Origin of the sequence: Pedobacter sp. N36a (genome assembly GCF_014472395.1) — a bacterium.
Classification (GTDB): Bacteria; Bacteroidota; Bacteroidia; order Sphingobacteriales; family Sphingobacteriaceae; genus Pedobacter.
This window is the reverse complement of the sequence record NZ_JACSZW010000004.1, coordinates 219,308-232,945: the sequence shown is the minus strand read 5'-3', so window position 1 is coordinate 232,945 and position 13,638 is coordinate 219,308. Positions and strand designations below refer to the sequence as shown.

The following is a 13,638-nucleotide window of genomic DNA, read 5'->3' as shown; positions in this document are numbered from 1 at the left end:
TTATTTTTGTCTGAAATAAATCTGGATTGGTGAACCCGAAAAATCGAAGTTTTCACGCAGTTTGTTTTCAATGAAACGTTTATAAGGTTCTTTGATGTACTGAGGTAAGTTACAGAAGAAAGCAAACATTGGTGAAGTACCATTAATTTGCGTGATGTATTTGATCTTGATGTACTTCCCTTTCAATGCTGGCGGCGGATATTTTTCAATAATTGGCAGCATGACATCATTTAACTTAGAGGTTGGAACTTTCTTTCCCCTGTTTTTGTGTACTTCCAGAGCAGTTTCAATTGCCTGGTGAATACGTTGTTTGTTGATGACTGAGGTGAACACGATGGGTACGTCAGTGAATGGCTGTAGTTTAGTACGAATCTGATCTTCAAAAATCTTAGTGGTTTTGCTGTCTTTTTCTACTAAATCCCATTTGTTAACCAGGATCACGATACCTTTTTTGTTTTTCTCCGCCAGGTGGAAAATGTTAACATCCTGTGATTCTAACCCTTCCATGGCGTCGATCATTAAGATCACGACATCTGCTTCTTCTAAAGCTTTGATGGTACGCATTACAGAATAAAACTCAATGTTCTCTTTTACTTTAGTCTTTTTACGAAGACCTGCAGTATCGATGAACATGAATTCATGTCCAAATTGATTGTAGTGGATATGTATAGAATCTCTTGTTGTTCCAGCGATTGGCGTTACAATATTTCTTTCTTTACCAATCAATGCATTGATTAGTGATGATTTTCCAACGTTAGGTCTGCCAACAATAGTAAGTTTAGGCAATGTGTTTTCTTCTTCTACTATATCTTCGAAGTGTTTGATCACATCATCTAATAAATCACCTGTTCCAGAACCAGTCATAGAAGAGATCGGGTAGATCTCACCTAAACCAAATCCGTAAAATACGGAAGCATCATTTTGTAATTGAGTATTGTCTACTTTATTTACAACAATGAATACAGGTTTATTGCTGCGTCTAAGTAACTGTGCAATTTCGTCATCCAGGTCGGTAATGCCGGTTACGACATCCACCATAAACAACAATACAGTTGCTTCTTCGATAGCAATTACCACTTGTTCGCGGATAGCTGCTTCAAATAAATCTTCGGAATTGGCTACATAGCCTCCGGTATCAATAACAGTAAACTGCTTATCAGTCCATTCTGCCGATCCGTAATGACGATCACGGGTTACACCGCTAAAATCATCAACAATGGCTTTACGACTCTCTGTTAAGCGGTTAAATAGGGTAGATTTGCCTACGTTTGGTCTTCCGACGATTGCGATAATGTTGCTCATGTGTATGTATGAATTGTATTAATTATTAAGGGGTTGCAAAGGTAAGCTTAATTTTCGTACCCGAAACTTTTTAAATAGTTCTTTTTACTGCGCCAGTCTGGAACCACCTTCACAAAGGTCTCTAAAAAGACTTTTTGATCCAGGAATTTCTCAATATCCTTACGGGCCTCAGTACCAACCTTTTTCAGCATTGCGCCACCTTTACCAATCAGGATATTTTTCTGCGAATCACGTTCTACAATGATCTCTGCACTGATCCTGGTAATTTTCTCTTCTTCTTTGAAGGAAGTAATCACTACTTCTGTGCTATAAGGAATCTCTTTCTGGTAGTTGTTGAAGATCTTCTCTCTGATGATTTCCGAAACGAAGAACCTTTGTGTACGGTCTGTCAAATCTTCTTTATCATAGAAAGGCGCATGTTCCGGTAATTGATCCAATACCGTTTCCATGATGCCATCTAAGTTATAAAGGTGTAAAGCGGAGATGGCATATATATGCTTAGGATTTAACTTCTCCTGCCAGTAGGTCATTTTCGCTTCTACTTCTTCTTGTGTTGCGTTGTCTATCTTATTGATCAGGACAATCATTGGGATCGTGGTGTCAATGATTTTATCTAATACATCATTCTCATCATGTGTTTCGTTAATGTCGGTAACGAACAGAATAAGATCTGCATCAGTCAGTGCGCCTTTTACAGAACTCATCATAGAATCTTGTAAACCATAACGCGGTTTTATGATCCCCGGAGTATCGGAAAATACGATTTGATAATTTTCTTCATTGACAATTCCCAGAATACGGTGACGGGTAGTCTGAGCTTTCGGGGTAATGATAGAAAGCTTTTCACCCACCAGGGCATTCATTAACGTTGATTTACCCGCATTGGGCTTACCAATTATACTTACAAAACCTGCTTTATGTGACATGAAAATATTTTTTGAAATAAATTTGCACCGCAAAGAAACGAATTATATCTTTGCATTCCAATTCGGAGGAAGAGTTAACCAATTAATTAACGCAATCGGAATTGTATATAGTGCGGGATGGAGCAGTTGGTAGCTCGTCGGGCTCATAACCCGAAGGTCATCAGTTCGAGTCTGGTTCCCGCTACCAAAATTGATTCGCTAATTGTAAAATTAGTGGCAGTCAAAATGGCCCGTTCGTCTAGGGGTGAGGACGCCAGATTTTCATTCTGGTAACAGGGGTTCGATTCCCCTACGGGCTACGATCTTCCTTACGTGTAAGGAGGATTTAATGAACTAACCTACAGAGGTAGGATAGTAGTAACATAGAGTGCGGGATGGAGCAGTTGGTAGCTCGTCGGGCTCATAACCCGAAGGTCATCAGTTCGAGTCTGGTTCCCGCTACCAAAACAGGTTCGTCAGCGCAAGTTGAAGGCAACCTTAAATGGCCCGTTCGTCTACCGGTTAGGACGCCAGATTTTCATTCTGGAAATAGGGGTTCGATTCCCCTACGGGCTACAATCTTCCTTTACTATGTAAAGATAGATCATTAACTTGACTACAGTGGTAGGAGAGTATTAACATAGAGTGCGGGATGGAGCAGTTGGTAGCTCGTCGGGCTCATAACCCGAAGGTCATCAGTTCGAGTCTGGTTCCCGCTACCAAAAGAGGTTCGTCAACGTAAGTTGAAGGCAACCTTAAATGGCCCGTTCGTCTACCGGTTAGGACGCCAGATTTTCATTCTGGAAATAGGGGTTCGATTCCCCTACGGGCTACAAAGCCGCTTTACGAAAGTAGAGCGGCTTTTTGCTTTTACGGGTTTTATAGATTTTTCCTACTATAGCCTATATCTGGGGTATTTGATTCAATCCTCATAAAGTTCTATATATTGCGAATTGAATTAGAATTCATGGAAAAAAGAACCGTTTTACATATCTCCGCAATTTTATTAATCATTTTAGGTATCGCTATTATTTTTGTAGGCTTATCAGGACCTAGGCTTATGCTGCCACCAGTGATTACTGGTTTAGGATTTTTTGTAGTCAGCGGGGCACTATTTGCATTAAAAAAATAGAACAATTTTTTCGTTTTTCTGTTTGTTTCGATAAGGAGGCTACTAATTTCTAATCATGGCTGTTTCATTAAAAAAAACAATCATTATATTGAGTTAATTATTAAGCTTTTATTTATCGAAATCATTTTATCATGAAAAAAACAATTCTTTATCTGGCCTGCATGGCAGTACCGTTGGTGTATAGCTGTAGCGGTAACAATTCTGAAAAAAAAGCCGCTGTAAAAACCGATACTACGGTGAGCAGCGAGTGTTTTGTAGCTATTGATGCTTTAGATACGGCTAATCTTCACCTGAATACAAGCAGTGAGGGAAAAATTACCGGACATCTGCTAATCAATTATAAAGATAAGGGAGATAATATTGGTGAAGTAGCCGGGAAATTTACCGGGGATACCCTATTTGTAGATTATACCTTTAAAATAGGGAATGCAAATCCAACTGTTTATAAAAATCCTTTGGCATTTTTAAAGAAAGATGGCAAACTGATCTTAGGCGTTGGTCAGATTGAAACTTCTGTAGGCAGGTCTTATTTTGTAAAAGGTAAACCAATCTCTTTTGATAAAGGCAGATTTACATTTGCTCCTGAAGCTTGTAAATAATTAAAAAATACCATACTCCAAACAAAGCTGCGCCGATCCAACCGCTTTTTTAGGAGGCCTTCTAGGAGCTGTTTTTAGGTACAGTGACTGTTGTGGTTGGTGATGCTGGCACTTTTGTAAACAAAACATTAGCTAATGTTTTGAAATTAATTAGGATGCAATAATACGCTTTGTTAAGCGCTGTGCTGAATTTCAACGCAGCGCTTCATACGCGCTTTATTCCTCTTTTAAAAATCTGGTTACCCAGCCGATTTGCCCTGGTTCGCTCTATTTTCTTTAAGAAGAGCCCCAAATCATTCAGTTTTTTTCTCTAAACCTTCAGTGATTCTGGCAATACTACATTCTTTAAGCCTCTAAATAGGCGATTAAGAGGGGTGTTTGGGGAGAATAAAACTAATTTCAAATAAATTCTATTAAATTAGTAGACTTTATTATCTTTGAACTCAATAAGCATTAAGAATTTGATTCTCAGTTCGTCCGGACTGTTGCTTAAAAATTAGATGTTTGGTTAGATCTAAGTTTTGTTTGGTTAAAAGCCAGGTTGGATGACCTGGCTTTTTCATTGTCCGGGCCACCAGCTTTCCGCTCAAAGGGATGAATCATAAGGGAATTAATTCTTAATTTACGACACACAAATAAATGAACCTACATAAATGACAAAAATTTCAACCAAAACCAAAAAACTCTTAATTCATGAAGACTGGGCAGTAGTCATCCTCGGCTCCCTTGTTATCTTAAGTAGTCTTTTCTTTTTCCTATTGCCAATTCCAGTTTTTAAATGGGATAGCCTAACCAGTTTAACCGACAAAATTTTCCAGCTGGAGAATTTAACTGCTATTTTTATCCAGTTTGTATTTATTACAGTGATTGGAGCAGTGGGTGCCTTCATTATGGGAAAATCTGTAAAAAACTTTTTTATGGGCTTTCCGGCAGTTTATGTACTCACCATTCTTGCCTTGCTGATTGCCGGGAGTTCCAGTATGCGTGCACTGAACCTGGAAGCTGTAATTTTTAGCTTAATGATTGGCCTGGCCATCAGTAATTTCTTTACACTGCCGCAATGGTTTAAATCAGCCCTTTCTACGGAGCTCTTTGTAAAAATCGGATTGGTACTATTGGGGACTACGGTGATCTTTGCAGATATTTTAAAAGCGGGATCTTTAGGCTTAATTCAGGCTTTAGTAGTGGTCATCTCCGTATGGTATTTCGCTTTCTGGCTTTGTAAGAAGTTGAAAGTAGATGATGAACTGACCATGATGATCTCCAGTGCAGTATCTATATGCGGGGTTTCTGCCGCAATAGCAACGTCCGGCGCGATCAAAGGAGATTCTAAAAAGCTCTCTTATGTGATTTCTATGGTATTGATTACTGCCATTCCAATGATGATTTTTATGCCTTACATCGCCCAATATTTCTCTTTTCCACAAGCAGTAACAGGTGCCTGGCTAGGTGGTAGTATTGATACTTCCGGTGCAGTAGTGGCTTCTGGAACTCTGGTAGGGGAAGAGGCTTTGAAAATTAGTACAATTGTGAAGTTCTCCCAAAATGTATTGCTTGGGATTGCTGCTTTTGCCATCAGTATTTACTGGTCTTATACCAACCATAAGGATGAAAACGGAGAACGGGTAAGGCCAACTATAGGGGTGATCTGGGAACGCTTTCCTAAGTTCGTGCTGGGTTTCATTGGTGCTTCTTTATTGTTCTCTTTTTTCTTGCCTCAAGAGACGATTTCTAACGTAAAAGACAGCTTGAAAAACTTACAGGGTGCCTGGTTTGCATTGGCATTTACCAGTATCGGTTTAGAGACTAACTTTAAGGATTTATTCGGTAATCAAAGTAAAAAACCATTGTATGCTTTCTTACTGGCACAACTATTTAACGTGATCATTACGCTGATTATCGCTTTTTATTTATTTGGTGGCACGGAGGTCTTTGCATAAGTTTTTCGAAAATACAGATCATGGCAGGTTCCTTGCTGTTCTATCTGTACATTTGAAATTGTGTTTGTAAAAGATGAGTGATACCCCAAAGAAAAGTCTGTTTAAAGCGATAAAAGGAAAGGTGATTATTGCCTTGTTACTCGCCTGTTTTGCCTTAATTATGGCTTGGGCAGTGAGTAAAGTCGCTTTTAATGAAATGCTGAATACCGTAGAGAATATATCTACACCTAGTGAAAGATTGAGGATGGTCAATCTCATTTCCTTAAAGATCAGCCGACTGGATCAATTGCAGAAAACGCAAGCTTCAAACGATCCGAAAAACTATAGTAAACTCTTGAAGGAATCCGGGGAGTTACGTGCTTCTCTGGATTCTTTATCCAGCTTATATGTTAAAGATTCTGTTCAATTGCAGCGGATCAGCAGTATTCAAAAGCTGCTGAAAGAACGTGATAACCAGTTTTTGAATTACCTAAAGGTGAGAGAGCGACTGGTAAACAATAAATCTTTCTCTACCCAGGTACAGAATCTAAGTGAAATGGTCAATAAAAGTGGGAATGATAGTACTGTTCTCGCTTCCCAATTGCAAACTTCTACCACCACCATTTACTCTTCAGAGGATAAAAACAGAGGTTTCTTTGGTCGTCTTTTTGGAAAGAAAAAAGAAAGTGAAGACAATAAGTCCTATAAGATCATCAATGAAAAGAATTTGAAAGTAGATACCATCTCACTTTCAAATGAAGACAAGACTTCTAAAAGTCTGGAAGAAACACTTCGGAACATTGAGAAAGAACAAAGAAGAAATAGTGCCCGGTTTTTAAATAAAGAAGCGGAACTGGCCAATGCGAATAACCTTTTGATCAATCAGATGCTTAATATTCTCCGTAAGGTAGAAAGCGAAGTGGTGACACAAATTGAGCTCAATGGGATTCAGGCAAAGTATGTGGTAAATACTGGGATCAATACCATTAGTGTCATCATGCTGGTTTTTTTCCTGCTCATGCTCCTGATGCTTTATTTTATCCTAACTGACATCACAAGAAGTAATCGCTATAAAAATGACCTGGAAGAGGCTAGAGATCTAGCGGAATATCATGGGATGGCCAAACAGCGTTTCCTTTCCAATATGAGCCATGAAATCAGGACACCGCTCCAATCTATAATTGGCTATGCCGAACTCATTCGTCAGCAGGAAAAACCTGATGCCAGGGATATTGATGCGATTTATCATTCCTCAGAACACTTATTACAGATTGTAAATGAGGTGCTAGACTATAACCGGATTATTTCTGGCAAGTTTACTTTTATAGAAAAGCCCTTTGATATTGCCAAGTTATTGGAAGAAGTAATTTTCGTGATGCGCCCGCAGGCCGAGCGTAAATCTCTGGATCTGCTCACGGAGATTTCCCTTCATGAAACAAAATACATCAGTGGTGATCCTTTCCGATTAAAGCAAATTCTATATAATTTATTGGGTAATGCCATCAAATTCACCAATGAAGGAGAAGTGGTTTTGTCCGTATTTTACAAGCGACAAGGCGAAAATCTTCATTTTACTTTTATGGTAAGAGATACTGGGATCGGAATTTCGGAGGCTTCAAAGGCAGTGATTTTTAATGAATTTGAACAGATAAATGAAAATGATCAGGAAGTACTGCATCAGGCAGGAACCGGATTGGGGTTAACCATCATTAAGTCTCTGATAGAAACTCAAGGCGGGAGAATTTATGTGAAAAGTCGGGAGGGGGTAGGCAGCGTATTCACTGTTTACCTTACTTTTAAAATAGCAGAAGAGCCGATAGAAGAGAAGTTATCACAATCAAAAGATCGGTTGCGCTGGAAACCATTTAAAGTATGGGTGGTAGATGATGATCCGCTAATATTAGAACTCTGCAGTATTATTTTTAAACGCAATTATATTGATTATAGAAGTTTTAACTCTCCGGTACAGCTGTTGAATGAGGCAGAGAAAGCTGCAGATTTAAAGTATATTTTATTAGATATGCGGATGCCAGAAATGAATGGTATCGAACTCTGTCAGCTGCTGCGGAAAAAGATGGGCAATACAGTGATGATCTTTGCAATTACCGCTCAGGTACTTCCCGATGAACGTGAATTCCTTTTAAATAATGGATTCGATGGCCTGGTGATGAAGCCTTTCCGTGAAAATGAATTACTGGCCGTTTTTTCTGAAGAGTTAGCAGATAAATCTTTTTCAAACGAGGAGGAACTCGTAGTCGAGGATCGAATCGAACCAGATCAAGAAGAAATGCCAGCAGTTACTTCCGAATCTTTAATTGCCCTGGATCTTGGGCCTTTAAGAAAAATGACCTTTGATGATGAGGAGCAATTGAAAAAGATCCTGAGCAGGTTTACCTTGGATTGTGAAAATGACCTTCAGGAATTGGCGGAGGCCATGCAGCATGAAGATACCGAAACGCTAGCTTTGCTGAGCCACAGGCTGGCTGGTCGCATCGCACAGATTGGCTCCAAAAACCTGGCCAGTAACTTCCGACAGCTAGAGCTTCTGTTTCATCAGCAAACTGCTCCCGATGAAAAAAGCAGACAAGCTGTTGTCGGCTTATCCGCAAAATTGAAGCAGTTGCTGGATCAAATTCGGAAGATGTAATGATTTTATTCTATCTCATAGCGTTCCATTTTACTGTATAGGGTCTTCCGATCGATATTCAGTAATTTGGCAGCTTTTGATTTATTGTATTTTACTTTAACTAATGTTTCCATGATCAGCATCTTTTCATTGACCTCATTGATGGCTTTAAGATCTGAACCATTTGGCTTAGGAACCTGATTGATAGAAATGATCATTTCTTCCGGTAAAGCATCTATCTCCGCAGTTTCAGTAGGAGTTAGGAGTACCATTCTTTTGATCACATTCTTCAGTTCTCTTAAATTTCCCGGCCAGTCGTATTGCAGTAAAAGGTCTTTTGCAGCTGGAGAGAGGTGTTGTACATTTCTATGCAGCTCTTCATTCGAAAGTTTAATGAAATGATTGATAAATAGCTCGATGTCTTTTCCCCTATCCCTTAATGGTGGAAGTTGAATTTTAAACTCGTTTAAGCGATGGTATAGATCTTCTCTGAAATCACCATTACTCACACTGTTTTTAAGGTCATCATTGGTCGCTGTAATGATTCTGACGTCTACTTTTACATTTTTAGTACTGCCTAAAGGTTGAATGGTTTTTTCCTGTAAGGCACGAAGCATCTTTACCTGGACTTCGTAGCTTAGGTTTCCTACCTCATCCAAAAACAAGGTACCTCCATTTCCGGCTTCAAACTGCCCTTTTTTATCGTTTAGGGCACCCGTAAAAGCGCCTTTGGCATGGCCAAACAATTCACTTGCGGCCAATTCTTTTGACAATGCACCACAATCTATTGCCACGAAAGGTTTGTCTTTACGCTTGCTGTGCATGTGTAATGCTCTGGCAGCATATTCTTTCCCTGTTCCAGTTTCACCTTGAATAATCACCGACATATCTGTTGGTGCAACCAGGTTAATGTGTTCGTACAATTTATCAGCTATGCTGCTTTTTCCTTTGATGGCATCGGCATGTTCGATCGAATTGCCGGAAACGGGCTTTTCTTTTTTACCTAAAGCATTGTTGATGATCATCAGCAATTCATCAGGATTTACAGGCTTCGTAATGTAATCGAATGCCCCTAATTGTATAGATTTTACGGCGGTTCTTACATCATTAAAACTGGTCATAATGATCACCGGCTGGGTCATGCCCATGTCCCGGATATGAGAGAGTACATCGAGACCTGTGCCATCTGGAAGGCGGTAATCCAGCAGAAATAAGTCGAAATTTTGTTCTGCTGTTAGCTTCAGACTTTTCTTTACATCATTGATCGCAGTTGGTTCATGACCATGCTTGGTCAGGAAGCCTTCCAGAATTTGCGAAAAGGTAAGGTCGTCTTCAATAATCAATATTTTTGCCATAAGAATTTCGCTTGTAATTATAGCAAAAATACGAAAGCCAGGGGACATCCGGCTTTCGTACACTATATTAATTGTTATTTATTGATGGTTTACTCAATAACAGCACCGTCTTTATTGATTTTTAACGATGCGGCTTCGTCTCCTTTTTTAACATCTACCTGAAAGAATTCAGTTTTATCAGCGTTCACGATTAAGAATGCTGCTGCTGGAGTCCAGTCTTTATATTTGTCGGAAGCCAATGTCGTTTTTACTGCATCCGGAAGGTCTTTCAATTCAACTGGAGTTTTGGTAGTGCTATCTTTTTTTACACTGATGATAACTGGGTTTTTAACGTCAGTTGCTTTTACTTGTGTTAATCCTGCGAATGCTAAAAATGCGGCTGATAAGATGATCTTTTTCATAACTCTATATTTAAATTTAAATTCCTTTTGTTTCAATTACGATTATATAAGGTTCATAATGGTGCCAGAATCAACGGATTGGCCGTAAGTGGCTTGTAATCAGTGTTTGGATGGGTTGTGTCAAAATTAGAACTGTTGCATTATTCCACACTTTGTGGCCGAAAGAAACAAGGGGATGGGCTATTTCGACAAATTATTACCTGATGAGAAAGTAATGGATTTTTCTTAACTTTGCCTTATGCTATCTAAGAAGACTAAATATGCAATAAAGGCGCTTGTCGCGCTCGGAAAAAACGCTGGAAACCCTCCTATGCAGATCGTGAGATTGGCAGAACAGGAAATGATCCCCCGCAAATTCCTGGAGCAGATTCTATTGGATATGCGTAATGCAGGGTATTTATACAGTAAGAAAGGTGCCGGCGGCGGTTATAGTTTAAATAAAGAACCAGGAGACATTTTTCTGGCTGATATTCTGCGCATCACCGATGGTCCTATTGCTATGGTTCCTTGTGCCAGCCTTAAATTTTACCGTAAATGCGATGAATGCCATGATGAAATCACTTGTGGAATTAGAAAAACCTTTATCGATGTCCGGGATGCTACACTCAAAGTCTTAGCGCAAACCTCTATTGCAGATGTTATTGCGCGGGAAACTGATGGTAATTTCATAGAATAATCAACTATTTTCAAATAAAGCCTACTACGTCTATAGTCTTTTTGTATATTTGTGTCAGCAATACAAAGATATAATCCCTTTAAACCTAAGACTATGATTTTAAATAAGATTGAAAGTGGTGTAAAAGAATCTAAAATTACATTAGTAGGTGCTGGTCCAGGTGATCCTGAACTGATCAGTTTAAAGGGAGTAAAAGCCATCAACACAGCGGATGTAGTGCTGTATGATGCGCAGGTGAATGAAGCATTGCTTAATCACGCACCTGAAAAAGCAATTAAGATATTTGTAGGGAATAAATCTGAAGACGTATCCTATTCCCAAGATGCAATCAATAAGTTGATGATCGATTACGCTTTAAACTTTGGCCATGTGGTGAGGTTAAAAAGTGGTGATCCATTTGTTTTTGCCCAAGGATTTGAAGAAGTGGATTATGCAGAGTCGTATAACATCCAAACGGAAATCATTCCAGGGATCTCCAGTGCTTTAGGTGTTCCTGGTTTACATAAAATTCCAATGACTTATGCTACATTGAGTGATAGCTTTTGGGTATTGAGTGGTACAAACGCAGCTGGAGAGCTTTCTCCGGATTTGAAAGTTGCCGCAAAATCCAAAGCAACTGTAGTGGTATTAATGGGAATTGAGAAGATCAGAGAGATTGTGGCTATTTTTCAGCAGGAAGGTAAACACAGAATGCCGGTAGCTGTCATTGAAAATGGTTCTTCTGTGAATGAAAATATTAAAATAGGGGTTGTGGATACCATTGCAGAGTTAATTGAAGACCATAAAATCTCCGCGCCAGCATTACTGGTATTCGGAGATGTGGTTTCCTTACATCCTTCTTTTGCCAGAATCAAGAATTTCTATGAACTGATGGAACTGCAATAAGCGTTTATTTTGTCAAATTAACTATAATTTTTTCAGAGAGCCGGATATCAAATCCGGCTTTTTTACGTTTATGGGTGGGATATTGGTGATCGTCGCATATTTGATACGAACACCATTCCTCATTTATTATTTAACTTTGTCCAAAATATCTATTATATGAATATGAAGAAAGCGAACTTTTGCTATCGTGGAATATTAAGTTTGTCCTTATTGGCAATGGTTCCATTCGTGTCTGTAGCACAAAAGCCAAACTGGCAGAACCTGGACCTTAAAACAGATACCACCTTTGGTATTAGTACTGAAAAAGCTTATAACGAATTGTTAAAAGGGAAAAAGTCTAAACCTGTAATTGTTGCAGTATTAGATGGTGGGGTTGATATTAAACATGAAGACCTGAAAAGTGTCATTTGGGTAAATAAGAAAGAGATCGCCGGAAACGGAAAAGACGATGATAAAAACGGATACATTGATGATGTAAACGGCTGGAGCTTTTTAGGATCTAGCAAAGGATCTATCAACTATGAAACTTTAGAATTAACACGTTTAGTTCGCAGAGACAATGCGAAGTTCACCAATTTAGATGCGACTTCAGTAAAGGCGGGAGATCTTCCTGCATTTGAAGCTTATCAAAAAAACAGAGCAGAATTTGAAAAGCAATTGGTAGAAGCTAAAGAAAACCTGGAACGCTATACTGCTTTAAAAAATGCAATTGATGAAGTAGTGAAAAAGATCGGTAAAGAAAACCCAACCGCAGCAGATTTCCAAAGCTACCGTCCTACAAATGACATGGAAAAAAATATCCAGAGAATCATGGTGCAGCAATTAGAAGGTACCAACTTCAAAGACTTTTATGCAGAGCAGATTGTAGATGGTGTGGATCATTTTAAATCTCAGGTAGAGTATAACCTGAACCTTGATTTTGATCCAAGACCAATCGTTGGTGATGATCCTAATGATGTGAAAGACCGTTTCTATGGTAATAATGATGTTGCCGGACCAGATGCTTTACATGGTTCACATGTGGCGGGAATTATTGGTGCAGTAAGAAACAATAAGATTGGTATCAATGGTGTGGCAAATAATGTGGTGATCTTACCAGTTCGTAATACGCCAAATGGTGACGAACGTGATAAAGATGTGGCCAATGGTATTCGTTATGCAGTTGATAATGGAGCGAAGGTGATCAACATGAGTTTTGGAAAAGGTTATTCCTGGGATAAAAAGATCGTGGATGATGCGGTGAAATATGCAGTATCGAAAGATGTCCTATTAGTTCATGCTGCAGGAAACGATAATAAAAACCTGGATGAAGCTCAAAACTTTCCTAACCCGGAATACCAAGATGGTGGTGTAGCTTTTTCATGGATCACAGTAGGTGCTTCAGGATGGAAAAACGACGAAACCATTAAAGCTGATTTTTCTAACTACGGAAAAACGAAAGTAGATGTGTTTGCACCTGGTGTAAACATTAACTCGACTACTCCGGGTTCTAAATATCAAAAGCTGAATGGTACCAGTATGGCTGCTCCGGTGGTAGCTGGTCTGGCCGGTTTAATCCGTTCTTATTACCCTAACTTATCTGCTGCTGAAGTGAAAGACATCATTATGAAGTCTGTAGTGAAAGTAGATCAAGTTGTAAAAGTACAGCAAGGTGATGCCGTTAAAGATATTCCTTTTACTGATTTATGTATTAGTGGTGGTGTTGTTAATGCTTATAACGCACTTAAACTAGCTGCTGAATACAAGAAATAATCGCATAAGTTTTAAAAAAAAAAGCCTGACATCTATCGATGCCAGGCTTTTTTTGTCCTAAAAATTACCCATTACTAGGTATATTT

The 13,638-nt window shown here is 39.0% G+C and carries 11 protein-coding genes and 6 tRNA genes; 13 read left to right on the top strand and 4 right to left on the bottom strand.

All coding sequences use genetic code 11. The features are described 5' to 3' along the window. A complete protein-coding gene (gene der, locus H9X96_RS09870; protein WP_187666117.1) occupies positions 1-1,302 on the bottom strand; it encodes a ribosome biogenesis GTPase Der in 1,302 nt (433 codons plus the stop codon). A 47-nt stretch (positions 1,303-1,349) separates the two neighbouring features. Next, positions 1,350-2,228, bottom strand: coding sequence for a GTPase Era (gene era / locus H9X96_RS09865; protein ID WP_062546744.1), 879 nt, complete (start codon positions 2,226-2,228; stop codon positions 1,350-1,352). Between the two features lie 111 nt (positions 2,229-2,339). Between era and H9X96_RS09860 the strand changes: the two genes are divergently transcribed. The 10 genes from H9X96_RS09860 (at position 2,340) to H9X96_RS09815 (ending at position 8,504) form a co-directional block, all read left to right on the top strand. Then, positions 2,340-2,415: transfer RNA gene (locus tag H9X96_RS09860), tRNA-Met, on the top strand. Positions 2,416-2,455: 40 nt separating this feature from the next. Beyond that, positions 2,456-2,527, top strand: a tRNA-Glu gene (locus H9X96_RS09855). Positions 2,528-2,596: 69 nt separating this feature from the next. After that, a tRNA-Met gene (locus H9X96_RS09850) sits at positions 2,597-2,672 on the top strand. Between the two features lie 39 nt (positions 2,673-2,711). Further along, positions 2,712-2,783 (top strand) — tRNA-Glu (locus H9X96_RS09845). Positions 2,784-2,853: 70 nt separating this feature from the next. Further along, a tRNA-Met gene (locus tag H9X96_RS09840) sits at positions 2,854-2,929 on the top strand. A 39-nt stretch (positions 2,930-2,968) separates the two neighbouring features. After that, a tRNA-Glu gene (locus H9X96_RS09835) sits at positions 2,969-3,040 on the top strand. Positions 3,041-3,174: 134 nt separating this feature from the next. After that, entirely contained in the window at positions 3,175-3,339 is a 165-nt protein-coding gene (locus H9X96_RS09830) for a hypothetical protein (protein WP_187666116.1), read from the top strand. 131 nt (positions 3,340-3,470) lie between these two features. After that, complete coding sequence (locus tag H9X96_RS09825) at positions 3,471-3,938, top strand: hypothetical protein (protein WP_187666115.1); 468 nt, start codon at positions 3,471-3,473, stop codon at positions 3,936-3,938. Positions 3,939-4,591: 653 nt separating this feature from the next. Next, complete coding sequence (locus tag H9X96_RS09820; RefSeq protein WP_222943871.1) at positions 4,592-5,878, top strand: YeiH family protein; 1,287 nt, start codon at positions 4,592-4,594, stop codon at positions 5,876-5,878. Positions 5,879-5,951: 73 nt separating this feature from the next. Next, complete coding sequence (locus H9X96_RS09815) at positions 5,952-8,504, top strand: ATP-binding protein (protein WP_187666114.1); 2,553 nt, start codon at positions 5,952-5,954, stop codon at positions 8,502-8,504. 5 nt (positions 8,505-8,509) lie between these two features. Here the strand turns inward: H9X96_RS09815 and H9X96_RS09810 are convergent, their stop codons facing one another. After that, positions 8,510-9,838 carry a sigma-54 dependent transcriptional regulator gene (locus H9X96_RS09810; protein ID WP_187666113.1) on the bottom strand — a complete coding sequence of 443 codons (1,329 nt, stop codon included), beginning with the start codon at positions 9,836-9,838 and terminating at the stop codon, positions 8,510-8,512. A gap of 89 nt (positions 9,839-9,927) precedes the next feature. Then, on the bottom strand, positions 9,928-10,239 hold the full coding sequence (locus H9X96_RS09805) for a hypothetical protein (RefSeq protein ID WP_187666112.1): 312 nt from the start codon (positions 10,237-10,239) through the stop codon (positions 9,928-9,930). Between the two features lie 238 nt (positions 10,240-10,477). On the opposite strand from H9X96_RS09805, the gene H9X96_RS09800 reads away from it, so the two are divergent. From H9X96_RS09800 to H9X96_RS09790, 3 genes are all read left to right on the top strand, one after another. Beyond that, complete coding sequence (locus H9X96_RS09800) at positions 10,478-10,915, top strand: Rrf2 family transcriptional regulator (protein ID WP_062546749.1); 438 nt, start codon at positions 10,478-10,480, stop codon at positions 10,913-10,915. Between the two features lie 93 nt (positions 10,916-11,008). Continuing rightward, entirely contained in the window at positions 11,009-11,800 is a 792-nt protein-coding gene (cobA, locus tag H9X96_RS09795; RefSeq protein WP_187666111.1) for a uroporphyrinogen-III C-methyltransferase, read from the top strand. A gap of 156 nt (positions 11,801-11,956) precedes the next feature. Beyond that, entirely contained in the window at positions 11,957-13,552 is a 1,596-nt protein-coding gene (locus H9X96_RS09790) for a S8 family peptidase (RefSeq protein ID WP_370576729.1), read from the top strand. Positions 13,553-13,638: the final 86 nt, after the last annotated feature.

Coding starts and splice junctions, on each gene's coding strand:
- der (WP_187666117.1), bottom strand. CDS start 1,302: ATGAGCAACATTATCGCAATCGTCGGAAGACCAAACGTAGGCAAATCT.
- era (WP_062546744.1), bottom strand. CDS start 2,228: ATGTCACATAAAGCAGGTTTTGTAAGTATAATTGGTAAGCCCAATGCG.
- H9X96_RS09830 (WP_187666116.1), top strand. CDS start 3,175: ATGGAAAAAAGAACCGTTTTACATATCTCCGCAATTTTATTAATCATT.
- H9X96_RS09825 (WP_187666115.1), top strand. CDS start 3,471: ATGAAAAAAACAATTCTTTATCTGGCCTGCATGGCAGTACCGTTGGTG.
- H9X96_RS09820 (WP_222943871.1), top strand. CDS start 4,592: ATGACAAAAATTTCAACCAAAACCAAAAAACTCTTAATTCATGAAGAC.
- H9X96_RS09815 (WP_187666114.1), top strand. CDS start 5,952: ATGAGTGATACCCCAAAGAAAAGTCTGTTTAAAGCGATAAAAGGAAAG.
- H9X96_RS09810 (WP_187666113.1), bottom strand. CDS start 9,838: ATGGCAAAAATATTGATTATTGAAGACGACCTTACCTTTTCGCAAATT.
- H9X96_RS09805 (WP_187666112.1), bottom strand. CDS start 10,239: ATGAAAAAGATCATCTTATCAGCCGCATTTTTAGCATTCGCAGGATTA.
- H9X96_RS09800 (WP_062546749.1), top strand. CDS start 10,478: ATGCTATCTAAGAAGACTAAATATGCAATAAAGGCGCTTGTCGCGCTC.
- cobA (WP_187666111.1), top strand. CDS start 11,009: ATGATTTTAAATAAGATTGAAAGTGGTGTAAAAGAATCTAAAATTACA.
- H9X96_RS09790 (WP_370576729.1), top strand. CDS start 11,957: ATGAATATGAAGAAAGCGAACTTTTGCTATCGTGGAATATTAAGTTTG.